Annotated in this window: 18 protein-coding genes, 1 tRNA gene and 1 pseudogene; 15 read left to right on the top strand and 5 right to left on the bottom strand. The window is 65.2% G+C overall.

The window, feature by feature from the left end; translation table 11 throughout:
* A pseudogene (locus tag DDZ17_RS22730) lies at positions 1–235 on the bottom strand (IS110 family transposase); the annotation flags it as partial.
* A 166-nt stretch (positions 236–401) separates the two neighbouring features.
* Positions 402–488, bottom strand: a tRNA-Leu gene (locus DDZ17_RS14845).
* Between the two features lie 135 nt (positions 489–623).
* Between DDZ17_RS14845 and rnr the strand changes: the two genes are divergently transcribed.
* The 7 genes from rnr (at position 624) to dnaB (ending at position 7,771) form a co-directional block, all read left to right on the top strand.
* The gene (rnr, locus tag DDZ17_RS14840; RefSeq protein ID WP_116367729.1) at positions 624–3,005 is read left to right on the top strand and encodes a ribonuclease R; all 2,382 of its coding nucleotides are present in this window, start codon (positions 624–626) and stop codon (positions 3,003–3,005) included.
* Between the two features lie 58 nt (positions 3,006–3,063).
* Complete coding sequence (gene rlmB, locus DDZ17_RS14835; protein WP_116367728.1) at positions 3,064–3,816, top strand: 23S rRNA (guanosine(2251)-2'-O)-methyltransferase RlmB; 753 nt, start codon at positions 3,064–3,066, stop codon at positions 3,814–3,816.
* 202 nt (positions 3,817–4,018) lie between these two features.
* The gene (gene rpsF, locus DDZ17_RS14830) at positions 4,019–4,441 is read left to right on the top strand and encodes a 30S ribosomal protein S6 (protein ID WP_116367727.1); all 423 of its coding nucleotides are present in this window, start codon (positions 4,019–4,021) and stop codon (positions 4,439–4,441) included.
* A gap of 55 nt (positions 4,442–4,496) precedes the next feature.
* Positions 4,497–4,724 (top strand): 30S ribosomal protein S18, encoded by a 228-nt coding sequence (rpsR, locus tag DDZ17_RS14825; protein WP_116367726.1) that lies wholly within the window; start codon positions 4,497–4,499, stop codon positions 4,722–4,724.
* Positions 4,725–4,781: 57 nt separating this feature from the next.
* Positions 4,782–5,645: a hypothetical protein gene (locus tag DDZ17_RS14820; protein ID WP_116367725.1), complete on the top strand. Its 864-nt coding sequence runs from the start codon at positions 4,782–4,784 to the stop codon at positions 5,643–5,645.
* 57 nt (positions 5,646–5,702) lie between these two features.
* Positions 5,703–6,152 carry a 50S ribosomal protein L9 gene (gene rplI, locus DDZ17_RS14815; RefSeq protein WP_116367724.1) on the top strand — a complete coding sequence of 150 codons (450 nt, stop codon included), beginning with the start codon at positions 5,703–5,705 and terminating at the stop codon, positions 6,150–6,152.
* 182 nt (positions 6,153–6,334) lie between these two features.
* Positions 6,335–7,771 carry a replicative DNA helicase gene (dnaB, locus tag DDZ17_RS14810; protein WP_116367723.1) on the top strand — a complete coding sequence of 479 codons (1,437 nt, stop codon included), beginning with the start codon at positions 6,335–6,337 and terminating at the stop codon, positions 7,769–7,771.
* Positions 7,772–7,918: 147 nt separating this feature from the next.
* On the opposite strand, the gene DDZ17_RS22450 is transcribed toward dnaB, so the two are convergent.
* Together DDZ17_RS22450 and DDZ17_RS14800 are read right to left on the bottom strand one after the other, a co-directional pair.
* Positions 7,919–8,596 (bottom strand): replication protein P, encoded by a 678-nt coding sequence (locus DDZ17_RS22450; RefSeq protein ID WP_157976665.1) that lies wholly within the window; start codon positions 8,594–8,596, stop codon positions 7,919–7,921.
* Positions 8,505–9,659, bottom strand: coding sequence for a DnaT-like ssDNA-binding domain-containing protein (locus tag DDZ17_RS14800; RefSeq protein WP_116367722.1), 1,155 nt, complete (start codon positions 9,657–9,659; stop codon positions 8,505–8,507). The genes DDZ17_RS22450 and DDZ17_RS14800 overlap by 92 nt, the downstream gene beginning before the upstream one ends.
* A gap of 203 nt (positions 9,660–9,862) precedes the next feature.
* Between DDZ17_RS14800 and radA the strand changes: the two genes are divergently transcribed.
* Positions 9,863–11,239, top strand: coding sequence for a DNA repair protein RadA (gene radA, locus DDZ17_RS14795; protein ID WP_116367721.1), 1,377 nt, complete (start codon positions 9,863–9,865; stop codon positions 11,237–11,239).
* A gap of 158 nt (positions 11,240–11,397) precedes the next feature.
* A complete protein-coding gene (locus DDZ17_RS14790; protein WP_116367720.1) occupies positions 11,398–12,933 on the top strand; it encodes a serine/threonine-protein kinase in 1,536 nt (511 codons plus the stop codon).
* A gap of 74 nt (positions 12,934–13,007) precedes the next feature.
* Here DDZ17_RS14790 and DDZ17_RS14785 read toward each other — a convergent pair whose 3' ends face one another.
* Positions 13,008–13,880 carry an alpha/beta fold hydrolase gene (locus DDZ17_RS14785; protein ID WP_116367719.1) on the bottom strand — a complete coding sequence of 291 codons (873 nt, stop codon included), beginning with the start codon at positions 13,878–13,880 and terminating at the stop codon, positions 13,008–13,010.
* 94 nt (positions 13,881–13,974) lie between these two features.
* Here DDZ17_RS14785 and DDZ17_RS14780 point away from each other — a divergent pair, with 94 nt between their 5' ends.
* The 6 genes from DDZ17_RS14780 to DDZ17_RS14755 all read left to right on the top strand — a co-directional run bounded on the left by DDZ17_RS14780 (position 13,975) and on the right by DDZ17_RS14755 (position 24,772).
* Entirely contained in the window at positions 13,975–15,513 is a 1,539-nt protein-coding gene (locus tag DDZ17_RS14780) for a caspase family protein (RefSeq protein ID WP_241505907.1), read from the top strand.
* A 195-nt stretch (positions 15,514–15,708) separates the two neighbouring features.
* Positions 15,709–18,195: a cyclic nucleotide-binding domain-containing protein gene (locus tag DDZ17_RS14775; RefSeq protein ID WP_116367717.1), complete on the top strand. Its 2,487-nt coding sequence runs from the start codon at positions 15,709–15,711 to the stop codon at positions 18,193–18,195.
* Positions 18,195–19,073, top strand: a complete 879-nt coding sequence (locus tag DDZ17_RS14770) for a hypothetical protein (RefSeq protein ID WP_116367716.1) — start codon at positions 18,195–18,197, stop codon at positions 19,071–19,073. The genes DDZ17_RS14775 and DDZ17_RS14770 overlap by 1 nt, the downstream gene beginning before the upstream one ends.
* 5 nt (positions 19,074–19,078) lie before the next feature.
* Positions 19,079–20,833, top strand: a complete 1,755-nt coding sequence (locus DDZ17_RS14765; protein ID WP_116367715.1) for a cytochrome c3 family protein — start codon at positions 19,079–19,081, stop codon at positions 20,831–20,833.
* Positions 20,834–20,835: 2 nt separating this feature from the next.
* Positions 20,836–22,854, top strand: a complete 2,019-nt coding sequence (locus tag DDZ17_RS14760; protein WP_116367714.1) for a heme-binding protein — start codon at positions 20,836–20,838, stop codon at positions 22,852–22,854.
* Positions 22,855–22,858: 4 nt separating this feature from the next.
* Complete coding sequence (locus tag DDZ17_RS14755) at positions 22,859–24,772, top strand: hypothetical protein (protein WP_116367713.1); 1,914 nt, start codon at positions 22,859–22,861, stop codon at positions 24,770–24,772.
* The last annotated feature ends 8 nt before the right edge of the window (positions 24,773–24,780 follow it).

The raw sequence follows: 24,780 nt of genomic DNA, 5'->3' as shown, positions 1-24,780 counted from the left end.
GCGGGGCTATCAATTTGACCTGATAACCGCGTGCGATTAGTTGTCGACCCCAATGGTGCGCGCCAGAACAGGCTTCAAGCCCGATTTCAGCGCCAGAGGGGACACGGTGCTGTATCTCGGCAAGCCATGTGCTTCGTTTTAGATTCTTCCGCCAGACAGGTCGTTCGCGGCTATCGACACCGTGAACCTGAAAGACGTTTTTTGCCAAATCTACGCCGACTCGAATAATCTGCATGTTGGGCTCCTCCTCTCTCGTGACTGGTCTCCAACACTTCCAGTCTGGCACTTAGATGCCGAATATGGGTGAGGAGGAGTCCATCCCATTGTTTATGGGGTAGAGCCGAGGCCTTTAGTGCAGGCACAAAAAAGCCGAACACTGGGTTCGGCTTTAATATGTAAGATGGTGCCCAGGAGAGGACTTGAACCTCCACGGCCGTTAAGCCACTAGCACCTGAAGCTAGCGTGTCTACCAATTTCACCACCTGGGCAGCTCGGGTAGTTGATGTTGCTCACCACCTGAGGGCGCGCACTTTACTTTTGCCAAGCGCCTCTGTCAATACTCGCGTATACTGCCCGGGCAAAAAATGTTTGAAATGTCCCCAATTCAGGAAGGCCCCCCGTCTATGGCCAAAAAAGGCAAGCCTGCCGACCCCCACGCCGAGCGCGAGGCCCGGCTTTACGACAATCCCATTCCCAGCCGCGAAGTTATTCTTGAGCTCCTGTCCGATGCGGGCCAGCCGCTGTCGCGCGAGCAGGTTGCCGAGCGCCTTGGCCTGCATGAAGAGCGCGATCTGGACGCGCTTCGCAAGCGCCTGCGCGCCATGGAGCGCGACGGGCAGCTGATGCTGAACCGCCGTGGCGCCTACGCCCCGGTAGACAAGCTGCACCTGATTCACTGCCGTGTGCAGGGCCATCGCGACGGATACGGCTTTGCCATTCCGCTGGGCGATGAGGACGATATCTACCTCAGTGCCCGCCAGATGCAGTTTGTGTTTGATGGCGATGAGGCCCTGGTGCTGGTGACCGGTACCGACAATCGCGGCCGTTCCGAGGGGCGCGTGGTGGAGGTGCTGAACCGCGGCAACCGCAGCATTGTTGGCCGCTACCAGGAGGAGAGTGGTATCGGCTTTGTGATTCCCGACAACGCCCGCATCCAGAACCACATTCTGATCCCGCCCAAGGAGAAGGGCGGGGCGAAAAACGGCCAGATCGTCACCGCGTCCATTACCGACTACCCCACCCGCAAACTCGGCGCCAAGGGCCGCATTGTGGAGGTGCTGGGCGAGCACATGGACCCGGGGCTGGAGATCGACATCGCCATTCGCTCCCACGGCATTCCCTTTGAATGGCCCGAGGCGGTGCTTAAGGAGGCGGGTTCGCTGGAGAGCGAGCCGCTGGAGGCGGACAAGGCCCACCGGATTGACCTGCGCAAGAAGGCCTTCGTCACCATCGACGGTGAGGACGCGAAAGACTTTGACGATGCGGTGTACTGCGAAAAGCGCATTGGCGGCTGGCGCCTGTGGGTGGCCATTGCCGATGTGTCCCACTACGTGCGCCCGGGCATGGCGCTGGACGAGGAGGCCGCCAACCGGGGTAACTCGGTCTACTTCCCTGAGCGGGTGGTGCCCATGCTGCCCGAGGCGCTCTCCAATGGCCTGTGTTCCCTGAAGCCGAAGGTCGATCGCCTGGCCATGGTCTGTGAGATGGAGTTGAGTCGCAGCGGCAAGCTGATGCGCCACCGGTTTTATGAGGCGGTCATCCATTCTCATGCCCGCCTGACCTACAACCAGGTGGGCGAGGTACTGGAAGAGGGTTGGCACAAGGATGTGGATGCGGCCGTAGTACCTGACCTGTTGCGCCTGCACAAGCTCTACAAACTGCTGCGCAAGGCGCGTGACGAGCGCGGCGCCATCGATTTCGAGACGGTGGAAACCCGCATTCTCTTCAATGAACAGCGCAAAATCGACGCCATTGTGCCAGTAGTGCGCAACGACGCGCACAAGCTGATTGAGGAGTGCATGCTGTGCGCCAATGTGGCGGCGGCGCGCTTCTTCGAGGATTGCGGCCTGCCCATGCTGTATCGGGTTCACGAAGGCCCCACGGCAGAAAAGCTGGAAAACCTGCGCTCCTTCCTCGGTGAGTTGGGGCTGGAGCTGCGCGGCGGCGACAAGCCGACGCCGGAGCACTACCAGGATCTGCTGCAGCAGATTGCCGAGCGCGACGATGCCACGGTCATCCAGACCATGATGCTGCGCTCGTTGAGCCAGGCGGTGTACCAGCCCGAGAACGAGGGCCATTTTGGCCTGCACTACCCGGCTTACACCCACTTTACCTCGCCAATCCGCCGCTATGCGGACCTGCTGGTGCATCGTGGTGTGCGCCACGTGGTGCGCTCCAAAATAAAGACCAAGCAGGTGCAGCGGGTGAAGGGGGCAGAGCCGATACCGGCCAAGCGCATCTTCCCCTACGACGAGCACCAGATGGCGGTGCACGGCGAGCACACCTCCATGACCGAGCGGCGGGCGGACGATGCCACCCGGGATGTTCAGGCCTGGCTCAAGTGCGAATACCTGCAGGACCACGTGGGCGACACCTTCGAAGGTGCCGTGGCGGCGGTAACCAGCTTCGGCCTGTTTGTGGAGCTGGATGACCTTTACATCGAAGGTCTGGTGCACGTCAGCGCCCTGCCGGGTGACTACTACCAGTACGACAACGCCCGCCAGCGCCTGGTGGGCGAGCGCAGCGGCCGCGTGTTCAAGCTCGGCAGCCGGGTGAAGGTGCAGGTGGCCCGGGTTGATCTGGACGACAAGAAGATCGACCTGGAAATCATCGACAGCAAGCCGCCGCGGCAAAAGAACGCCAGCCCCAAGCCGGTGCGCAAGTCCGCCGGCAACAAGCGCCGGAATGACGAGCGCAAGGCGGGTAATAAGGATGGCGGCAAGGGCAAGGGTGGTAAAAAGTCCGGAGCTCGCAAGAGTAAGACCGGCTTGCGCCGCCATCACTGAGCCGTTTCCGCCGAACCGTTACCACCGTACTGTCACCATCGAGCAATAGAGCCCAGTCATGCAGTTTATTTATGGTATCCACGCCGTCGATGCCCTCCTGCGCCGCCGGGCTGCCAGCGTGCAGCGCCTGCTGGTGCAGCAGGGGCGGGAAGACAAGCGCATCGCTGCCCTGCTGGCGCTGGCCCGCAACCAGGGTGTTGCCGTGCAGCGCCTGCCGCGCAAGGCCCTGGATGAGCTGGTCGCCGGCCGCCACCAGGGCGTGGTGGCGGAGGCCCTAGCCGACCACAGCGACGGCGCCAACCTGTGGCAAGAGGCGGACCTGCTGCGGCACGTTGACGAGGCTGACAGCCCGGTATTCATTCTGGTGCTGGATGGCGTTACCGACCCGCACAATCTCGGCGCCTGCCTGCGCAGCGCCGATGCCGCCGGCGTCGATGCCGTGGTGGTGCCCAAGGACAAGAGTGCCGACCTCAGCCCCACCGCCCGCAAAGTGGCCTGTGGCGCCGCGGAGGTGGTGCCCTTTGTGCGCGTTACCAACATCGCGCGCACGCTGGATGCGTTGAAGGAGCGCGGCGTGTGGCTCTACGGCGCCGCCGGCGAAGCCGAGCAGTCGCTCTACGAGAGCGACCTGCGCGGCCCCGTGGCCCTGATCATGGGGGCCGAGGGCGATGGCATGCGCCGCCTCACCAGAGAGGCCTGTGACCACCTCGTGCATTTGCCCATGGCGGGTTCAGTGAGCAGCCTTAACGTGTCGGTGGCCACCGGCGTCTGCCTGTTTGAGGCGAGAAGGCAGCGGTTGCTGGGCGCTTGAGCCGGGCCGCCAGGGCGGGTCAGCGCCCAGTCCATGCCCGGCCTGCTCTCGATAATGGGCGCCGTAAACGCAGTTGCACCCCGCCTGCAAAGCCAGTAGAATCCGCGCCTCGAATTTTACCCGGTGGCCCCAGGGCTGCCGATCTCCTTGCCACACCGCCTCGCCAGAGTGACGGGTGGCATTAACCCGTAAGGAGCACACAATGCGTCATTACGAAATCGTGTTTATGGTCCACCCGGACCAGTCCGAACAAGTGCCCGGCATGATCGAGCGCTACTCCAACACCATCCAGAAAGACGGCGGCTCCGTGCACCGTCTGGAAGATTGGGGCCGCCGCCAGCTGGCTTACCCCATCAACAAAATCCACAAGGCACACTACGTGCTGATGAACGTGGAAGCGTCCAACGACGCGATGGAAGAGCTCACCACCACCTTCCGTTACAACGACGCCGTGATCCGCAACCTGGTGATCCGCCGCGACGAGGCTGTGACCGACGAGTCCTTCATCATGAAGGCCGAGAAGGAAAGCCGCGAGCGCAAGACCCGCTTTGAAGAGCGCCAGGCAGCCGACAAGGCCAACAGCGATTCCGCCGAAGAGAAGAGTGAAGAGGCCGACGCCGAGTAAGGCTGTCAGCGCCCCATTCTTTTGTAACGACCGAGCTTAGACAGGAGTATTCACCATGGCACGTTTTTTCCGTCGCCGTAAGTTTTGCCGCTTCACCGCCGAAGGCGTAAAAGAGATCGACTACAAGGATCTCGACACCCTGAAGGCCTATATCTCTGAAACCGGCAAGATCGTACCGAGCCGCATTACCGGCACCAAGGCCAAGTACCAGCGTCAGCTGGCTACCGCTGTGAAGCGCGCGCGCTTTCTGGCCCTGCTGCCCTACACGGACTCACACAAGTAAGCATCCCATCCGCCGCGCCGCACTGAGCCCCACAATGGGCCTTCGGGCGGGCTTGCTATGAAAGCCCTGGCCGAATTTGTCATGCGCGGACGCTTCCAGGCCCTGCTGGTTACAGTGGCAGGCGCGGGAAGCCTGATGTTGTGCTGGATCAGCGCCGCTGTGGTGGCGCTGGTCACCTTGCGCAAAGGCGCAAGTCAGGGCGCCTGGTTGTTGTTGTGGGCGCTGTTGCCGGCGGGAACCCTGCTGGTCGTGTTCGGCGACAGCGGCCCCCTGGCCCTGCTGGTGTCCACCGCGATACTGGCGCTGGTGCTGCGCACCACGGTGAGCCTGCCGCTGGCGGTGCTCGCCAGTGTCCCGTTGGGGGCGCTGACCGGCCTTGGCCTTCTGGTCTTCGGGCAGGGTCTGCTGCAGCAGATGGTGGGGTTCTTTGACCAGTTCCTCGCCAGCCTGGAACAGCAACTGGCGGCCCAGGGTGGCGGCCAGGTGGTGGAGTTGTTGCGCCCGACGGCGGTGCAGATTGCCGGCATGATGGGCGCGGCCACCAGCCTGCTGTCCATTGCCTGCCTGCTGCTGGCGCGCTGGTGGCAGGCTGCGCTGTACAACCCGGGTGGTTTTGCCACGGAGTTCCGGGCCCTGTACTACCCGCCAGCCGTTGCGCTGGCACTGGCCCTCGCGGCACTGGCCCTGGCCAGTATGGGGGTGCAATACAGAACCTGGGCGGTGATTTGCCTGATCCCGCTCAACTTTGCCGGTCTCGCGCTGGTACACGCCCGGGTGGCGTGGCGCGGGCAGGGCAGCGGCATGCTGACGGTGTTTTACCTGCTGTGGCTGTTCCTGGATCCGGTGAAACTGGCGGTAGTGGGCGCGGCGATTGTCGATAGCTGGCTGCGCTTTCGCCAGCGCTGGCAGGCCAAGTCCTGACGCCAAACAGAATTTTAAACAGCGGGAGCTCGCTCCCCGCAGACAGAGGAAAGTAAGATGGAAGTCATTTTGCTGGAAAACATCGTCAACCTGGGTGGCCTGGGTGACAAAGTTGACGTGAAAGCCGGCTACGGCCGTAACTACCTGGTTCCCCAGGGCAAAGCGGTTCCGGCTACCGAAGCCAACATCGCCGAGTTCGAAACCCGTCGCGCCGAGCTGGAAGCCGCTGCCGCCGAGGCACTGGCTGCCGCCGAGAAACGCGCAGAAGCCCTGAACGCCCTGGAAGGCGTGACCATCGGCGCCAACGCCGGCGAAGAGGGCAAACTGTTCGGTTCCATCGGCACCCGCGACATTGCCGATGCGCTGACCGCCGCCGGTTGCGAAGTGGACAAGTCCGAAGTGCGCCTGCCCGAAGGCGCCCTGCGCGAGCTGGGCGACTACGAGGTGGACATCCAGGTGCACGGCGACGTCACTGCGACCGTTGCTATCGCCGTCGTCGCCGAGTAAGGCTGCCGACCCCTTGCCCGCCGCCCGCGCCTGTCGGGCGGCAGCTGTTCAGTACACCGGCTGCGGCCGGTGTCTGCGTTTATGCCTGCCCGCAATAAGCTTGCGATTTTCGCTTAATCCCCGAAGCGAACTTGGTTACTCTGTGCGATCCTAGTTGATCGCCAAGACCACCATGCCCGTCCATGTCAGAACCTGATTACAGCGCCGACTACCCGGCCGATTATCCGCCCGAGCCGGTGTCTGAAGCCGCGGCCGGCGGCTATGACCGCGACATCGCCCGCATCAAAATGCAGCCCCACTCCATCGAGGCCGAGCAGTCGGTGCTGGGCGGGCTGCTGCTGGCGGGTGATGCCTGGGACGCCGTGGCCGAGGCGGTCAGCGCCAACGACTTCTACCGCCCCGACCACCGGCTGATCTTCCGCCACATTGCCAAGCTGGCGGAGGCGGTGGAGCCGGTGGATGTCATCACCGTGGCGGACAAGCTCACCGCCGCCGGCGAGCTGGATGCTGCCGGTGGGGTGGCTTACCTGGCGGAGCTGGCCAGCAACACGCCCAGCGCCTCCAACATTCGCGCCTATGCCAAGGTGGTGCGCGAGCGAGCCGCCCTGCGCAAGCTGATCGAGGCCGCCCAGGACATCGCCGAAAGCGGCTTCAACCCCGAGGGGCGCAGCTCCGACGAGCTGATCGACGAGGCCGAGCGCCTCATCATGCAGATCTCCGAGCACGGCCCCAAGTCAGGCGGCCCGAAGGAGGTAAACCCCCTGCTGCAGGCCGCCATCGAGCGCATCGAGGAGCTGTTTACCTCCGGCGGCGACATCACCGGCCTGTCCAGCGGCTTTGTGGACCTGGACGGCATGACCTCGGGCCTGCAGCCGTCGGATCTCATCATCGTCGCCGGCCGCCCCTCCATGGGTAAAACCAGTTTCGCCATGAACCTGGTGGAAAACGCCGTGCTGGGGCAAAAAAAACCGATCCTGGTTTTTTCCATGGAGATGCCCGCCGAGCAGCTGGTCATTCGTATGCTGTCTTCCATCGGCAAGATCGACCAGACCCGTATCCGCAACGGCAAGCTGGAGCAGGAGGACTGGCCCAAGCTGTCTGCCGCCGTGTCCAAGCTCAAGGACGCGCCGCTGTTTATCGACGACACCCCGGCCCTGACCCCCACTGAAATGCGCAGCCGGGTGCGCCGCATTGCCCGCGAGCATGGCGAGCTGGGCATGGTGATGGTGGATTACCTGCAGCTGATGCAGGTGGCCGGCTCGTCCGAGGGGCGCACTGCGGAAATCTCTGAAATCTCCCGTAACCTCAAGGCCATTGCCAAGGAATTCCAGTGCCCGATGGTGGCCCTGTCGCAGCTCAACCGCTCCCTGGAGCAGCGCCCCAACAAGCGCCCGGTGAACTCCGACCTGCGCGAGTCCGGCGCCATCGAGCAGGACGCGGACGTGATCATGTTCATCTACCGCGACGAGGTCTACAACGAGGATTCCCCGGACAAGGGCGTCGCCGAGATTATCATCGGCAAGCAGCGTAACGGCCCCATCGGCACCTGCCGGCTGGCCTTCGTGGGGCAGTTTACCCGCTTTGAGAATCTAGCGCGGGGGTCGTATGAGGATTACTAGCTGCTTCGGTCCTCGCTCGCTTTAGAAAGGTTCTTCAGGGGGGGCACCCTGACCCCCGGCCTGTCGCCGGCAGGCCTGACTAAGGCGTTAAACTGGAAATCTCGAGGGCATATAGTTCGGCCTCGGCAAGCGAGGTGCGCGCCCCGACTAAATCCCCGTCTCCTCCCGCAACTTCCTCAACTGCTCCAGTTGCTCCTCAACCGGAAGTGGCTCAGCCTCATGGTGCTCCAGTGTTTGCTCCGGTGGAATCGAAAACTCCTCCCCCCGCATCACTCGCGCACAATAGTCGCGGTAGTGGCGCTCAAACACCGGCAGCGCTCGCTGTTCCGCTTCGTTGGCGAGGAAGAACCATTCGCTGTCGCGCCCGGCCAGGTACACCGCTGGGTGCGACCAGCGCTGGGCGGATTTTGGCGAGCGGGCGTTGCAGGCTTCCACGTAGGCGTCCCGGGTTGAGGGCAGGCCAAACTCGGCGAGCCCGGCCTGGCAGCACTCGTGCATGCGGTTCAGGGTGGGCAGGTATTCGCTGTGTTCAATGGCGTGGCGGGCGCCGCGCAGGATCTGTTCCACCGGGTAGTCGCGCAGTGAGTCCAGCCACAGCTTTTTGATCTGCTTGAGCTGCTCGGCATCCGGGAAGGCGGCGTAGTACTGGTTGTGGTAATTCAGGCGGAACAGGGCAAACACCTGGTTGATGGCCTCGATATGCTCCGCCGCCGCGGCCGGGCGTGTTTCGCCCTCAGTTGGCCCAGGAGGTGTCGTTGAGGTCGTCTGCGAGGCTTCGATCCCTTGTGCGACCCGCTGAATGAGATCCCGGCTGTTGTCGGTCATGGTGTTGTCCCGCCTGTTGTACCTGGTGCTGTCTGGCCCAGTGGTATTTGACGTGTTGCAGGAACTTGCTGTTCCAGGAAGTGTGGGCCTGGCCACTGTCGCGCCAGTACACGATGAATTCCCCAATCAGGTTGCGGGCAAAGGCCTCGTCGATGTGGGACAGGCGCAGGATGTCGTACACATCCCGGTCCGGCTGCCAGTCGCTGCTGATGGGGGTGGGGTCGCCGCCGCGGGCCACGTTGTTGTAGCGCGCCCACTGCAGGCGGATGTGCTGGATGAACTTGCTGTTAAGGGTGGCCGGGGGTTCGCCGCGTTCGCGCCAGTAGAGTACGAACTCGGGAATGGCCTCTTCGATAAATTCCCTGTCCACACCGCCGCGGGTCATGATTTCCACCGCGTCCTCGCTGGGGCGCCAGTGGCGGTCAAGGGCAGGCGGCTCCGCCGGGCGCTGGGCTTCGCCGGCCTGCTGCTGGTGGCGGCGCCAGGCGCCGGTCACGTGTTGGCGGAACTTGTTTTCCCAGGCGTGGTGGGTCTCGCCGCGTTCGCGCCAGTAATAGATGAAGTCTTCCAGTTGGTCGAGGGCGAATTGCCGGGGTATGTTGTGGTTCAGGGCCAACAGTTGCAGCAGGTCTTCGCTGGGGGCCCAGTGGGCCGGCAGCGGGGCCGCGCTGCGGCGTGGTAGCGGCGCGCCAGCATCGGCGCCGGCTGGCCCGGGCCGTGAATGGACGGCACTCTGGCGATGCCCGGTGCTGGCCGGCTCGTTGAGGGCAAACAGCAGGCGCTCGGCACTGTGTATGGGGGGCGAGCCCACCAGCAGCACCCCCTTGTCCACCAGGCTGCGCAGAATGCGATGTAACTGCGCAGGCTCCCAGAAAGGCAGCAGGCGCAACAGGAAGTGGCGCTCCACCTCCAGCCAGGCGTAGCCGTCCCGCAGGGTGGGGCTGCGGTGCTGCAGCAGATTGTGGAGCTGCTGCAGCAGAATGGCTTCTTCCAGCCCGATGGTCGCCGCCAGGCCGGGAGAAAACACCAGCTGCTGTTCGGGGACGAGGGAGGAATCGGTCATGGGGGCTCGCTTGTGGCCGCGGCCGAAGGGCGCGGCGGGTTGTCGGTGGCTGGTTCTGCGTTCGCGGGTGGGGTCTGCCGGCCTGGGCGACAGGTGCCCTGCGCTGTGCCGGGGAGGCTCCGGAAAGTCTGGTAGCATACCTAGCTTGCCGGTGAGCCCACAACCGGCCGGCGTGAAAATCACAGCAGGAATTCTCCCCCGTCATGGCCAAAAACAAAACCGCCTTTGTCTGCAACGACTGCGGCTCCGACTACGCCAAGTGGCAGGGGCAGTGCAGCGACTGCGGCGCCTGGAATACCCTGAGCGAAATTAAACTGGGCCCCGCCCGCGGTAGCGCCGGGCGGGCCGCCAACGACCGCCGCGGGGGTTTTGCCGGTGCCCTGGCAGAGGCGCGGGTGCTGGCCGACATCGACCTGGAAGAGCTGCCGCGCTTTTCCAGCGGCGCCGAAGAGTTTGACCGTGTGCTTGGCGGCGGCCTGGTGCCGGGCTCGGCGATTCTGGTGGGCGGCAACCCCGGCGCCGGTAAGAGCACCCTGCTGCTGCAGACCATGTGCCACCTGGCAAATGGCATGGAGGCCCTGTACATCACTGGCGAGGAGAGCCTGCAGCAGGTGGCCATGCGCGCCCGCCGCCTGGGCCTGCCCACCGACAAGTTGCGCCTGATGTCGGAAACCAGCGTCGAGGCCATTATTGGTGCTGCCGAGCAGTATCGCCCGAAAGTGCTGGTGGTGGACTCCATTCAGGTGGTGCACTCCGAGGACATCACCTCGGCCCCGGGCAGCGTGTCCCAGGTGCGCGAGTGCGCTGCCTGGCTCACCCGCTTTGCCAAGCAGAGCGGCACGGTGCTGTTTCTGGTGGGGCATGTCACCAAGGACGGCTCCCTGGCAGGCCCGAAGGTGCTGGAGCACATGATCGACTGCTCCATTCTGCTGGAGGGCAGCCACGATTCCCGCTTTCGCACCCTGCGCGGGCAGAAGAACCGCTTCGGCGCGGTGAACGAGCTCGGCGTGTTCGCCATGACCGAACAGGGCATGCGAGAAGTGAAAAACCCCTCCGCCATCTTCCTCGACCGCAGCGCCGAGCCGGCCTCCGGCAGCGCGGTGATGGTGGTGTGGGAGGGCACCCGCCCCCTGCTGGTGGAAATCCAGGCCCTGGTGGACGACAGCCAGCTGGGCAACCCGCGCCGGGTGGCGGTGGGCCTGGAGCAGAACCGCCTGGCCATGCTATTGGCGGTGCTGCATCGCCACGGCGGCCTGCAGGTGGGGGACCAGGATGTGTTCGCCAATGTGGTGGGCGGGGTGAAGGTGCTGGAAACCAGCGCCGACCTCGCCCTGCTGCTGGCCATTGTGTCCAGCTACCGCGACCGCCAGCTGCCGCGCGACATGGTGATTTTTGGCGAGGTGGGTCTGTCGGGCGAAATCCGCCCGGTGCCCAGCGGCCAGGAGCGCCTGTCGGAGGCGGCCAAGCACGGCTTTCGCCGGGCCATTGTGCCCAAGGCCAATGCGCCGCGCAGCGCCGTCAAAGGCATGGAGGTGATTGCCGTGACCCGGCTGGAAGAGGCCCTGGCGGCCATCGACTGAGGCTCGCCCGGGCTGTCGCCTGCCGGCCAGTCGGGCGGTGCCGGCCTGCGCATCCAGCGCCACCAGCGTGACCTGTTGCCGGTTTTGCGGCATTTTCCTATACATTCGCGGCGCTATCTTCTATACATGGGCCACCAGTGACCGCAATCACCTGAACCATGGCCGAGCATCCCGACAAGAAAAACATCGCCTCCCTCGACGTCGACAAAACCGTTCTGCTGGATGACGAAGCCGCCGAGCGCGCGCGGGAAGAGGCCGCGGCGGCGGAGACGGTGTACGTGCGTCCGGAGCGCATTGCCAACCCCGAGTTTGAAACCGACCTGCCCGCCACCGAACTGCTCAGCGCCGACGAGCAGGCCGCCGCCGAGGCGGAAACTGTCATGCTGGACGCCACCGTGGTGGACGGCCTGGCGGCGGCCGGTGAGTCCGCCGACCCGCTGGAGCAGGTGGTTATCAAGGACCGCTTCGTGCTGGAGGCGCGCCTGGGCAAGGGCGGCATGGGCCACGTGTACAAGGCCCTCGATTTGCGCAAGCAGGAGGCCCAGGACGACGAGCCCTATGTGGCCATCAAGTTCCTGTCGGCGGAGTTCAGCCGCCACCCCAAGGCCCTGATCAGCCTGCAGCGTGAGGCGAAGAAGTCCCAGCAGCTGGCCCACCCCAATGTGGTGACGGTGTACGACTTCGACCGCGACGGCGACCAGGTCTACATGACCATGGAATACCTGCAGGGCGCGCCGCTATCGGGTTGGACCTCGCTGGAATTCGCCGAGGGCAAGCGCCCCTCGGTGGCCAGGCTGGTGACAGAGATGGCCTCTGGCCTCGCCTACGCCCGCCGGCAGGGCATGGTCCACTCGGACTTTAAGCCGGACAACGTCTTTGTGACCGTGGATGGCCGGATCAAGATTCTGGACTTCGGTATCGCCCGTATTGTGGATACCGAGCTGAACAAGGACAGCTTCGACGCCGGCGAACTGGGCGCGCTGACCCCGCGCTACGCCTCGCTGGAAATGCTGCAGGGGCGGCCGCCGCACCCGGCGGACGACGTTTACGCCCTGGGCCTGGTGGCCTACCAGCTGTTTGCCGGTGTGCACCCCTATGGCGGGCGCACCGCGCTGGAAGCCTACGAGGAAGGGCTGACCCCCCAGCCCATCAAGCAGATCAAGCGCCACCAGTGGAAGGCCATTTCCCATGCCATCCGGCTGCCCCAGGACAAGCGCACCCCTTCGGCGGATGTCTTCCTGCGGGAATTTTCCGGCACCAGTCGCCGCAACCGGAGCCTGCTGGCCCTGGTGGGCGTGCTGGCCTTGACCTCCGCCGGGCTGGCCTGGAAGGCGAGCCAGGGGGAGGGGCCGGCGGTGCCCTTCGATGAACTGCCGGCTGCTGTGCAGCAGCAGTTTCGCAGCGACATGGAGCTGGGGAACAAATCCGCCGCCATTGGCGACTGGGACGGCGCCTCGCGCTACTTCCTGCAGGCCTACGACCTGCACCCGCGCAATGCCGAGGCGGAAGAGGGACTCGACCAGCTGGTGGGCCACCTGGTGGCGCTGGAGCCCACCCTGCAGTCGGCGCGCCAGCGCGAATACCTGCTCAGCATGCTGCAGTCCTACCAGGACAACGAATACCTGGCCAATCACGAGGCGCTGGCAGAGTTGCGCCAGCGCCTGGAGGGCGAACAGGCGGGCGCCACCCCGTAGCCTGAGTGTTGCCATTTTGTCGTAATGTTTTCGCCAATCTGTAACGCGTTTGTAACGGGCTGGTAACCCGCCAACTAGCGCTGGGCCTGCGGCGCCAGTGCCAGCAGCTGTGGCCACTGGCCTACCCAGCAGCAGCGGTGGTCAAAGCCCGCCAGGGGGATGGCGCGGGCTGCCGGGTGCTGCTGGAAATAGGCGCGGGTGGTGGCGGGCGGCACGATCTTGTCCTGCTCGCCCTGCAGGTGGGCTTCGCCTGCGCCGGTGCTGGCGGTCCCGGCCGGGTTCAGCGAGTCGGCAAGCGGCAGCACGCGGTGGTGGGCAATCCAGGCATCGGTGTCGAGGTTGGCGGCAACTGTCAGCACCGCTACGGCAACGCCCGGGCGCAGCCGCGGCGCCAGCAACACCGCGAGATTGCCGCCGCCGCTATAGCCGATCAGCACCACTTCTTCGATATTCGGATGGCCCCGCAGCAGACCCTGCAGGGCTGTGTTCATGCTGTCGATCACCGTGTGGGAGTAGCGGCCGGCGGTCCACAGGTTGGCGGTACAGCCGGCTGGCATCGTGCCCAGGTGGTAGCAGGGGCGGCCCAGGTACAGGGCGGGCGCGGTGTCCTGCTGCAGTAAATCCAGCGCCATGCTGCGCCGCCCGGTGGGGTTGTGCGCCGGCTGGGTGCCCTGCCAGGGCTGGCCGTCGCCGCCCAGGTAGATGTGCAGGCGCCGGCCTTCCAGCGCGCCGGGGCGGGCCAGGCTGAGCAGTTCGAAGTCGCCGCCCTGCAGCCAGGTGGCCTCAAGCTGGTAGTGCCGGGCCAGCTGCGCGGGGGTGGGAATGTGTTCACAGGCCGCGACAAAAAACAGTGGAAGTGTGACGAATACCGACTTCAGCAGTTGTCGGGTCGTCCCAGTTGGACTACTGTTTCTGCTAGAGAAAGGGAATGTTCGGCGTGAGCTCATGAAGGGAATTATAGCCACGAGCTCCCTGCCGCTCGTTGTGGGGAGAATAAAAATGCTAAAAGCGCGGGTTCTGGCGCCAGGGGCGTGTTTGGCTGTGCTGTTGTCCGCCTGTGGTGGCCAGCCCACCGCCGATGTCGCGGCGATACCGGAAGGCGCCGAGGTCAAGGATCTCTACATCGTCGACTGCCTGCTGCCCGGGCAGGTTCGCCAGCTCGGCAATACCACCTACATGACGCCCCGCCGCCCGGTGCAGACCACCGCCCAGGACTGCCGCATTCGCGGTGGTGAATACGTTGCCTACGACCGCGCCAACTACAAGACCGCACTCAAGGTCTGGCTCCCCGCCGCCGAGGAGGGTGACGCCGAGGCGCAAAATACCGTGGGCGAGATTTTCGAGCAGGGCCTTGGCACCGAGCCCAACTTTGAGGTGGCCGCCCTGTGGTACCAGCGCGCCGCCGAGCAGGGCCACAAGGGCGCCCAGTTCAACCTGGGCACACTGTATGAAATGGGCAAGGGCGTGCCCCAGGACAAGCAGACCGCCCTCAACTGGTATCGCGCCGCCTGGGGCATTACCGACGACAGCCTGGTTTACCGCTCCGACGCCCAGAAGGCGCTGATCGCCCAGGCCGAGATGTACACCGAGAGGCAGGAACAGGCGGTGGCCGCGGTTACCGCGTCTGCCACCGCAGCAGCCGTGCAGGCGGCGGAGGAAAAGGCCCGCCTTGAGCGCGAGCTGGAAGACGCCCGGGCCAGCGGCAGCCGCCAGCCACTGCCCACTGCGGTGGCAGCCACCGGCGCTCCTGCGGCCAGTGGCGCAGCGCCCGCCGCGCAGGCCCCGGCGCTGCGTGAAGACCTCGCCACCCCCGAGCCGGTCAACCTGCAGGGCAAGAATTTTGGCCGCTACTATGCCCTGGTGATTGGCAATGGCGATTACACCTACCTCGACAAACTCGCCACCTCGGTATCCGACGCCCAGCGGGTCGGTGAGGTGCTGCGCAACCGCTATGGTTTCCAGGTCAAGATGGTCACCAATGGCGACGACGCCTCGCTGTTGCGGGCCCTGAACCAGATGAACAGTGAGTTGACGCCGGAAGACAACCTGCTGATCTACTACACCGGCTGGGGCAATCGCCGCGAAAGCGGCAATTACGAAGTGGGTTACTGGCTGCCGGTCAACTCCGAGCCACCGCCGGATGACACCTACTGGGTGCCCACCTCCCAGATCAGCTCCCACCTGGCACGCCTGCCGGCCAAGCGCATCATGGTTGTGGCGGACTCATCCTTTGCCGGCCTGCTGGCAGATAACCCCGCCTTCCTGCTGGCCAGCAGCGCCGCCCAGCTCAACAGCGAGGCCTATGTGAGCCTGCGCTTTCCCAACCGGGCGCGCCTGTTAATGACCTCTGGCAAGGACTGCCCCCTGCCGGCCACCGACAATGCGCGCAGCTCGGTGTTTGCCGATGCCTTTATTGAAGTGTTGCAGAGCAACGACGCCGTGCTCACCGCCCCGGCCCTGTACCTGGATATGATCGAGAAGCTGGAAAGCCGCCAGCCGGAGCTGGCGCCGGAGTTCAAGGCGATCAAGCGGGCCGGCGACGAAGTCGGCGATTTCTTTTTTGTTGCCCTTCCCTCCTGAGGGTGGGGCAATACGCCGCCGCGCGCCCCAGGCGCAGCGGGGTTGACACGTAGGGACACGGCGGCCAGCGTGGCGCCGTGACAAAAAAGTACAAGCGCCCGCAGGCGGCAAGGCCACCTGCAGGGCAAGGGAACTGAACGCGAAAGGGGGCAGGATGCCACCCGCTATAACGCAAATTGCTGCCGGGGAAGAGCCGTGTCAAAGCGGTACCACATAGCCGTAGTTGGAGCGGGGCCCGCGGGCCTGTCTGCCGCTGGCCGCGCCGCCCATTACGATCGGGAGGCGGGTGCCAGCGAGCCCAGCTATATCCTGCTGGAAGGTTTCAACACCTTCGCCAAAACCATCCAGAAGTACCAGAAAGGCAAGCACGTCATGGACGAGCCGGGCTTTCTGGATTTGCGCAGCGAGGTGGGTTTTACCGCCGGCAAGCGCGAGGAAATTCTCGGGGTGTGGGAGGAGGCCCTGGCCGCCGGCATCAACATTCGCTACGACAGCGAAGTGGTGGGCATTGAGGGCGAGAAGGGCAACTTCCGGCTCAAGCTCGGCAGCGGTGATGCGGTGGAGGCGGAGCACATCGTGTTCTCCATCGGCACCCAGGGCAATCCGCGCGCCCTCGGCGTGCCCGGCGATGCCGAATCCGACTTTGTGCGCTACACCCTGGATGACCCGGAAGACTTCAAGGGCGAAACCATTGTGGTGATCGGTGCCGGTGACGCGGCCATCGAGAACGCCATCGCCCTGTCGGATTACAACAAGGTTTACATCGTCAACCGGCGCAACGAATTCAGCCGCGCCAAAGACGGCAACCTGAATGCTGTTCTGGCTGCCATCAACGACAAGAACCGCCCCTTCTACTGCCGCTACGAAAGCGGCGTGGCGCGCCTTGAGATGCCAGCTGCCCCCGGCGCCGCCGGCGCCATTGTGCTCAACACGCCCTCCGGTGAAGAGCGCATTGAGTGCCACCGCATCATCGCCCGCCTTGGCACCGTGCCGCCGCGCAAGTTTGTGGAGTCCTGCGGCATCGTCATTACCAGCGACAACCCGGAGGCGGTGCCGGATGTCGACCGCCACTATCAAAGCAACGTGCCCGGGTTGTACATCATCGGCGCCCTCGGCGGCTATCCGCTGATCAAACAGGCGATGAACCAGGGCTACGACGTGGTGGAGTTCATCCACGGCAAAGACACCAAGCCCGCCGACTACCCCCTGCTGCAGGATCAGTTCTCGGGCCTGCCCTATGTGATGGACGCCGAGGACGTGCTGGACCTGTACCAGCAGCGGGTGCCCATGTTCCGGCGCATGAACCCCCTGGCCTTCCGCGAGCTGATCATCGAAAGCCGCATCATTGTCAGCCTGCCGCCGGCGGAGCTGGCCCGCGCGCCCCAGGGCGGAGAGCGCTCCACCGCGTTTGTTGCCGCGGGCGAGCCCCTGTACCGCCACGGCGAGTTCAGCACCACCTTCTACACCCTGGTGGAGGGCGAGGTGCAGCTGCAACTGGAGCAGGACGGCCCCTGGCACACCATTAAGCCCGGCCAGTTCTTTGGCGAGATGAGCCTGATATCCGGGCGCCCGCGGCAGGGCGATGCGGTGGTGTCGCAAGACGCCATCCTGATTGAGACGCCGCGCCGCATCATGGTCAAGCTGATGAACTCCAACAAGGAGGTCAGCAGCGGTATCGACCGGGTCTTCATCATGCGCGCCCTGCAGGCCGCCTTCCGGCCCCAGCTGTCGCTGGCGGAGCTGGGTGACATTGCCGGGCGGGTCGAAACCTGCCAGTTCAAGGCCGGGCAGGTGCTGTTCAGCGAAGGGGAAGAGGGCGACTGCCTGCACCTGATTCGCAGCGGCACCGTGATGCTGACCCGTGGCGGCGCCAACCTAGTGGTCAACCAGAATCATTCCGGGGAACTGGTGGGGCAGATGGCCCTGATGGGCGCGCCGCGGCGCCGCGACACCGCCACTGCGGCGGTGCGTACCGAAACCATCCTGATACGGCGGCCGGAGTTTCTGGCCCTGGTGGGCAGCCAGCCAGACCATGTGGCCACCCTGCAGGGGCGGCTGTCTGACGTGCTGCGCAAATCCAACCGCATGGCGTCCCAGCCGCAGGCGGCCCGCGCCATTGGCTTTTTGATGGGCGAGGGCCTGGGCGAAGCCACCAACGCACTGGTGATCGACGAGACGCTTTGCGTGGGCTGCGACAACTGCGAAAAGGCCTGCGCCGAAACCCACAATGGTATTTCGCGGCTGGACCGCGAGGCGGGGGCCTCCCTGGCCGGGCTGCACGTGCCCATCTCCTGCCGTCACTGCGAGCTGCCCCACTGCATGAAGGACTGCCCGCCGGACGCCATCCGCCGCTCTGCCAACGGCGAGGTGTTTATCTCCGACAGCTGCATTGGCTGTGGCAACTGCGAAACCAACTGCCCCTACAACGCCATCAAACTCAGCTACGCCGCGCCGAAGAAACCCGGGCTGTTGTCCTGGCTGCTGCTGGGCAGCGGCTCGGGCCCCGGCGAGCCGGAGCACTTTACCCCCAGTGCCGCGGCCAAGGACGCCGGCAAAAAGGCGGTGAAATGCGACGCCTGCATGGGGCGCAAGGGCGGCCCGGCCTGCGTGCGCGCCTGCCCAACCGGGGCCGCGGTGCGCCTGTCGCCCGAGCAATTTGGTGAACTGGTGGAGGGCCACTGATGCACATTTCGCTGCTGGCCTGGCGCGGTTTTCGCTATGGCAAATGGGCCCTGGTGCTGGGGCTGGTGTCCATCGCCCTCTACCTGAGCCAGGGCGGCAGCGCTGCCCAGCCGCCCAACGGCGGCACCTGGCAGGGCTATGTGCTGGGCACCATTGGCGCCCTGCTGATTGTGTGGCTCAGCGTGCTGGGGGTGCGCAAGCGGCGCTACAGCTCAACCCTGGGGACCGTGCAGGGTTGGACATCTGCCCATGTCTACCTGGGGGCCGTGCTGTTGGTGGTGGCCACTTTGCACAGTGCCGCCCAGGTGGGCTGGAACGTGCACACCCTGGCCTACGCGCTGATGTGCGCGGTGATTTTCTCCGGCTTTTACGGGCTTTACGTGTACATCCACCTGCCGGGGCGGCTGGCCGCGAACAACGCGGGCAAAGACCGCGATGCCTGGCTGGAAGAGCTGGGTGAGCTGGACAGCACCATTCGCGACACGGTGGAGGCCTGCGATGCGGAGCTGCAGGCGATGGCCCTGTCGGCCCTGGATTTGACTGCCCTTGGCGGCTCGTCCTGGCGCCAGCTGACGGCGCGGGACCATTCACGCATCATCCTGCCGGGGCAAAGCAAGCCGGTGGGCAACGCGGAGCAGGGGGTGATCGTCAAGGCCCTGTCCGAGCGCATCCCCGACGCCCGCAAGCAGTCCCAGGCGGAGGTCCTGAACGAGCTGCTTGCCCTGTTCGGCCGGCGCCGGGTCATCCTCAATCTGCTGCGGCGTGAAATTCGCCTGCGGGGCCTGATCCGGGTGTGGCTGTTTGTGCACATTCCCCTCACGGTGGCGCTGCTGGTGGCGCTGCTGATCCATATCTTCTCCGTGTTCATTTACTGGTAGCGGCCGTGTATTTCCTGGTTAGACGACAAACCGGCCGCGGCAGCGGCGAAGCCCTGGAAAACGAGTATCAGGGCAGCGAGCTGACCCTTGGCAGCGCCGATGCCATGGTGCTGCTGCCGGGCCTGCCGGGCAGCCTCCAGCTGAAGCCATCCAAGGGTGGTGCCCAGGTGGTGGCCAAGGGCATGGAATTCCAGCTGGATGATAAAAACCTGCGCAAGGCCAGCCTGGCGCCGGGCCAGGTGCTGGGCGTTGGCGGTTACGAACTCAGCCTGTTCGAGGCCCCCAGCGGCTTTGAGCTCGGCCTGCTGGTGCGCCGGGTTGGCCCGGTCAAGGCCAGTTTCGGCGGGGCCATGGAGCTGCGCCCGACGCTGTTCACCAACCGCCGCCTGAGCTGGGCGCTGGCCCTGCTGGTGCTGGCCACCTGCCTCATTCTGCCCCTGGTGGGAGTATTCAAGCCGGAGCTGGCGGACACCCTGCGCAGCTCCCCCCTGCCGGATGACGGCCTGTGGTCCAGCGGGCCGCTGGTGGCAGCCCACGATACCAGCGGTGTCTCCGAGGATTGCCAGGCCTGCCACACCACTCCCTTTGTGATGGTGCAAGACGCCGCCTGCCTGGACTGCCACCGGGGCATGACCGAGCACGTGGACATTGCCCTGCACCCGGCAGAGGCCTTCGCCGGTGAGCGCTGCGCCAGCTGCCACCGGGAACACAACGAGCCCGAACGCCTGGTGCGGCTGGACAACGGCCTGTGCGTGGACTGCCACGCCGTGCCGGCGGACTGGCCGGCCGCCGAAGGCATGGAGGCGGTGACCGCCTTCACCGCCAGCGAGCACCCGGAGTTTCGCCTGGGCCTGCTCACGCCCCAGGGCCCCGGTGGCGCCCACGGCTGGGAAGTGGAGCGGGTGCGCCTTGGCGACCCCGATTTGCAGGAGCGCTCCAACCTAAAATTCACCCACGCCGTGCACCTGGATGTGGACAAAGTGCAGGACGAATCCACCGGCGACGCCCTGGTCTGCGCGTCCTGCCACACGCCCAAGGACGATGGCGAGCACTTCGAGCCCATTGCCATGGATGCCCACTGCCGCAGCTGTCACGGCCTGAGTTTTGATGTGTTCGACCCGGATCTGGAACTGCCCCATGGCGATTTGCGGGCGGCCATCACCGCCATGGAGGCCCACTTCATCCGCGAGTTTACCGACCCGCAGCTGCGCGCCGAGCGCGCCGGCCAGAAACCGCGCCGGGTGCCCGGCAAGCGCTACGCCGCCGCCAGCTGCGAGGGCACCGGCCTGGAGTGCGGGCGCGCCGAGGCCCTGAAAGAGGCCCAGTACCAGTTTGAACAGACCGGCTGCATCACCTGCCACGAGGTGATGGACACCGGCGCCAGCGGCATTTTCGACCGCTGGTACGTGCAGCCCATCCGGATTACCGGCGACTGGTATCCCAAGGGCGTGTTTGACCATACCAGCCACCTGAGCTTAGCTTGGGATGAGTCGACGGAAGTCTGTGAGGCCTGCCACGAGGCCAGTCAATCGGACGACGCCCGGGATATTCTGATGCCTGGTGCCGATAATTGCCTGGCCTGTCACGCCGAAGACAAAGGGCTGACCACCGTGGGTTGCGTGGGTTGCCACGCCTTCCACCAGCGTGATGGCAGTCTGTCTGTGCAGGTGCGTGACATGCCGGCCTCCCACGCGGGCATGATGCCCCCGGACCACGGCCAGCCAGCGCCGCCGGCGCCGGACGGGCAACAAGGAGAGTGACGATGAACTGGCGGATTGTTGGCCTGTGTCTGACCCTGACCCTCAGCGCCTGTGGCGGGGGTGGCGGTGGCGGTAGTAACGCCGGCGCCTCGCCCGACCGCGACGAGGACGATACCCCCTGCACCGGCCAGTGCGCCGGTGAGGAAAACTGGCTGACGGTGGCCGATGTCAAGCAGGTGCTGGCCCGGGGCATTGCCCAGTCCCGCGCCCTGGGTGTGCAATCCACCATTGCGGTGGTGGACCGGGTGGGCAACGTGCTGGCGGTACACCGCATGGCGGGTAGCGGCCCGGCCGTCACCATCAGCACCACCTTCCCGACCACCGTGAGCACCGGCCTGGAAGGCGTGGTGCTGCCGGCCAATACCAATGGTGATGCCCTGGCCGCCATCGCCAAGGCGGTGACCGGCGCCTACCTCTCCAGCGAGGGCAACGCCTTCTCCACCCGCACCGCCAACCAGATCGTGCAGGAGCACTTCAACCCGGGCGAAGAGAACCAGCCCTCCGGCCCCCTGTTCGGGGTGCAGTTCAGCCAGCTGGCCTGTTCCGACTTTACCCTGGCCGCCACCGGCCCGCAGACCGCGGTACCGGCGGCTCCCGTAACCCTGCCGCAGACCGCCACGGTTGGCCCGCAGCGCTCGCCGCTGGGGCTGTCGGCGGACCCGGGTGGCTTCCCGCTGTACAAGAATGGCACCGCGGTGGGCGGCGTGGGCGTGATTGCCGACGGCCGTTACAGCATTGACAAAAACATCCTCGACACCGATCGCGATATTGACGAACAGATCGCCTTTGCCGCTACCTTCGGCTATGCCGCCCCAGTGGACCGGCGGGCCGATCGGATTACCGTGGAGGGCAAAACCTTCCGCTTCAGTGATGTCGACTTTGGCGACCTGCCGGAAGACCCAGAACAGGCACCGGCCTACGACAGCCTGACCGGCGCCGGTGGCCTGGTGGCGGTGCGAGGCTACAGCCGCAACCAGATTATTGCCGGCACCGCCTTTGGCAGGCCTGGCTCCGGCATCCGCCCGGCGACGGACTTTGCCGACCTGGACGCCTTCGTGTTTGTCGACCAGGGCAACAACAACCGCTTCCCGCCGCGGGCCGGCACCGACAGCGCCCAGTTGGGTGGCGCCGCGCTCAGTGCCGCCGAAGTGCGCCAACTGCTGCGTTCTGCCATTACCGTGGCCAATCGCGCCCGGGCGCAGATTCGCCGCCCGGTGGGCAGCCAGGCGCGGGTGACTGTTTCCATTGTCGATAGCCAGGGTGAGATCCTCGGCATGCTGCGCACCCGCGATGCGCCGGTGTTCGGCGCGGATGTCTCGCTGCAGAAGGCGCGCACGGCAACGATTTTCTCGTCGCCGGATGCGGCGGCGTTTTTCCGCGGTATTACCACGCCCACCACCTACGTGGATGCAAACCTGCAACCCAAGGCCCAGGTGCTTATCCCCGACTATGTGGACGCCGCCCAGACCTTTATCGGCCCCCAGGCCCTGACCGATGGCACTGCCTTCTCCGACCGGGCCGGCGGCAACCTGTCGCGGCCCTTTTACCCGGACGGTATTCGCGGCAACCCCAACGGCCCCTTCAGCAAATCCTTCGCCAATAACGAGTGGAGTGTGTTTTCCAGCGGCATGCAGCTGGACCTGTCGCTGAACAAAATCCTGCAGCATGTGCTGTTTGCCGCCGGGGCGGATGCGCCTGACGTTGGCCCCAACTGTGTTGAGTCGGCGGCGCCGCGCATTGCCAACGGCACCCAGATTTTCCCCGGCAGCGTGCCGATCTACCGCGGCAGCACCCTGGTGGGCGGCATCGGTGTTTCCGGTGACGGTATCGACCAGGATGACATGATTTCCTTCCTCGGCGTGCACGAGGCCGGCCTTGCCCTGGGCGGTGCCATCAACAACGCACCACCGGAAATACGCGCCGATCGCCTGAGCCCGGCCGGCGAGCGGCTGCGCTATGTCCAGTGCCCGCAGACCCCTTACATCGACAGCGATGAACAGCAAGTGTGTTCAGGGAAGTGATGCCATGGATGCCTATCGCGTGAACCGGTTCCGCCCCTCTCCCGCCGCCGCCCTGCTGCGCTGGCTGCCATCGCTGGCGCTGGCCGCCAGTGCCAGCCTGCTGCTGGGGGCGGGCGCCCAGGCCCAGCCCGAGGAAGACCCGGCCCTGGTGGCCTGCGACGACAAGGACGTGCGCGACCGCGGCCGCAGCTCCCGGCGCCGCGCCGGGGGCTCCAACCGCGACTGCGAATACCGCGAAGTGGTGGTGGATCAGGAAACCGGCGAGGTGCTGCGCGAGCGGCCGGTGGCAGTGCAGCGCAACGTGGTGCCGCGCCGTTACACCAACATCCCCCGGCCCACCGCCGAGGACTACGTGGCGCTGGTGCCCATTCCCGATCGCTGGCGCATTGTGGACAGCCTCGACCCCGAGGGCTACCCCAACCGCTGGTGGGATCCTTACAACCAGAACACGATCAAGGGCGACAAGCCGGTGCACGGCGACTGGTTTTTCAACGTGACGGCCATTTCCGACACGGTGGTGGAGTTCCGCGAGGTGCCCACGCCGGTGGGCGTGCAGTCCACCGATGGCGCCGGCTCGCTGGATGTGCTGGGCGCCACCGAGCAGGCCCTGTTCAACGAAAACCTGGCAGTGGAACTGGTGTACTACCAGGGCGACACCGTGTTCCGGCCCCCGGACTGGGAAATCCGCTTTACCCCGGTGTTCAACTACAACTACACCGAGTTGGAAGAAATCACCGGCGTGAACGCCGACCCGGGCGATGGCATTACCCGCAACGACAACCACGTGGGCATCCAGGCCGCCTTTGTCGACAAGCATTTGCGCAACGTGTCCGACCGCTACGACTTCGACAGCCTGCGGGTGGGCATCCAGCCCTTCTCCAGCGACTTCCGTGGCTTTCTGTTCCAGGATGCCCAGCTGGGCGCGCGCCTGTTCGGCACCCGCAGCAACAACCGCTTCCAGTACAACCTGGCCTGGTTCCGCCTGCTGGAGAAAGACACCAACTCGGGCCTGAACGATGTCAGCGAGGATTTGCGCGACAACGACGTGTTCTTCGCCAACGTCTACTGGCAGGACATGCCCAAACTCGGCTTTTTCTCCCAGGCCACCCTGGCCTACAACCGCAGCCGGGAAGACGAGTTCTTCTACGATACCAACGACTTCATCCAGCGCCCGGCCTCCCTCGGCCAGGAGCGCATGCGCGACTACGACGTTTACTACGTGGGCTACAACGGCGACGGCCACTTTGGTCGCCTGAACCTGACCGTGTCCGCCTACGCCGCCTTCGGTGAAGAGCAGGGCGGCGTGTTCACCGGGCAGGATTCGGATATCGAAGCCTTCTTCTTTGCTGCTGAGCCTGGCATCGACCTGGACTGGATTCGCCTGCGCGGCTCCTTCCTGTTCGCCAGCGGCGACGACGACCCCTTCGATGACAAGAGCCAGGGCTACGCCGCCATCTTCGAAAACCCGCAGTTTGCCGGCGCCGACACCAGCTACTGGATTCGCCAGGGCGTGCCGCTGATTGGCGGTGGCCGGGTGGCCTTGTCGCAGCGCAACGCGGTGCTGCCGGATTTGCGCTCTTCCAAAGAGCACGGCCAGTCCAACTTCACCAACCCCGGCCTCTGGCTGGCGGGGGCCGGTGTCGACCTGGACCTGCTGCCGGAGCTGCGCCTGTCGTTTAACGCCAACTACCTGGCCTTCGCCGAAACCGAGGTGCTGGAGGTTGCGCGGCAGCAGGCCAACGTGGACGAGGAGATCGGCCTTGATCTCTCCGCCGCGCTGATCTGGCGGCCCTTTATGAGCCAGAACGTGGTGGCGCGGCTGTCCTACGCGCAGCTGCTGTCTGGCCAGGGCTTTAATGATCTGTACGGGGAGGAGGATCCCTACTCCCTGTTGCTCAACGTCATACTGACTTTCTGAGGGGCCGA

The sequence above is a fragment of the Parahaliea mediterranea genome, from assembly GCF_003402235.1.
Lineage (GTDB): Bacteria > Pseudomonadota > Gammaproteobacteria > Pseudomonadales > Halieaceae > Parahaliea > Parahaliea mediterranea.
Note: the sequence above shows the minus strand (reverse complement) of the source record. Positions and strands in the feature narration are given on the sequence as shown.

Bases quoted from the DNA above. Each gene is read 5' to 3' on its own strand.
- rnr (WP_116367729.1), top strand. From the start codon at position 624: ATGGCCAAAAAAGGCAAGCCTGCCGACCCCCACGCCGAGCGCGAGGCC.
- rlmB (WP_116367728.1), top strand. From the start codon at position 3,064: ATGCAGTTTATTTATGGTATCCACGCCGTCGATGCCCTCCTGCGCCGC.
- rpsF (WP_116367727.1), top strand. From the start codon at position 4,019: ATGCGTCATTACGAAATCGTGTTTATGGTCCACCCGGACCAGTCCGAA.
- rpsR (WP_116367726.1), top strand. From the start codon at position 4,497: ATGGCACGTTTTTTCCGTCGCCGTAAGTTTTGCCGCTTCACCGCCGAA.
- DDZ17_RS14820 (WP_116367725.1), top strand. From the start codon at position 4,782: ATGAAAGCCCTGGCCGAATTTGTCATGCGCGGACGCTTCCAGGCCCTG.
- rplI (WP_116367724.1), top strand. From the start codon at position 5,703: ATGGAAGTCATTTTGCTGGAAAACATCGTCAACCTGGGTGGCCTGGGT.
- dnaB (WP_116367723.1), top strand. From the start codon at position 6,335: ATGTCAGAACCTGATTACAGCGCCGACTACCCGGCCGATTATCCGCCC.
- DDZ17_RS22450 (WP_157976665.1), bottom strand. From the start codon at position 8,596: ATGACCGACAACAGCCGGGATCTCATTCAGCGGGTCGCACAAGGGATC.
- DDZ17_RS14800 (WP_116367722.1), bottom strand. From the start codon at position 9,659: ATGACCGATTCCTCCCTCGTCCCCGAACAGCAGCTGGTGTTTTCTCCC.
- radA (WP_116367721.1), top strand. From the start codon at position 9,863: ATGGCCAAAAACAAAACCGCCTTTGTCTGCAACGACTGCGGCTCCGAC.
- DDZ17_RS14790 (WP_116367720.1), top strand. From the start codon at position 11,398: ATGGCCGAGCATCCCGACAAGAAAAACATCGCCTCCCTCGACGTCGAC.
- DDZ17_RS14785 (WP_116367719.1), bottom strand. From the start codon at position 13,880: ATGAGCTCACGCCGAACATTCCCTTTCTCTAGCAGAAACAGTAGTCCA.
- DDZ17_RS14770 (WP_116367716.1), top strand. From the start codon at position 18,195: ATGCACATTTCGCTGCTGGCCTGGCGCGGTTTTCGCTATGGCAAATGG.
- DDZ17_RS14760 (WP_116367714.1), top strand. From the start codon at position 20,836: ATGAACTGGCGGATTGTTGGCCTGTGTCTGACCCTGACCCTCAGCGCC.
- DDZ17_RS14755 (WP_116367713.1), top strand. From the start codon at position 22,859: ATGGATGCCTATCGCGTGAACCGGTTCCGCCCCTCTCCCGCCGCCGCC.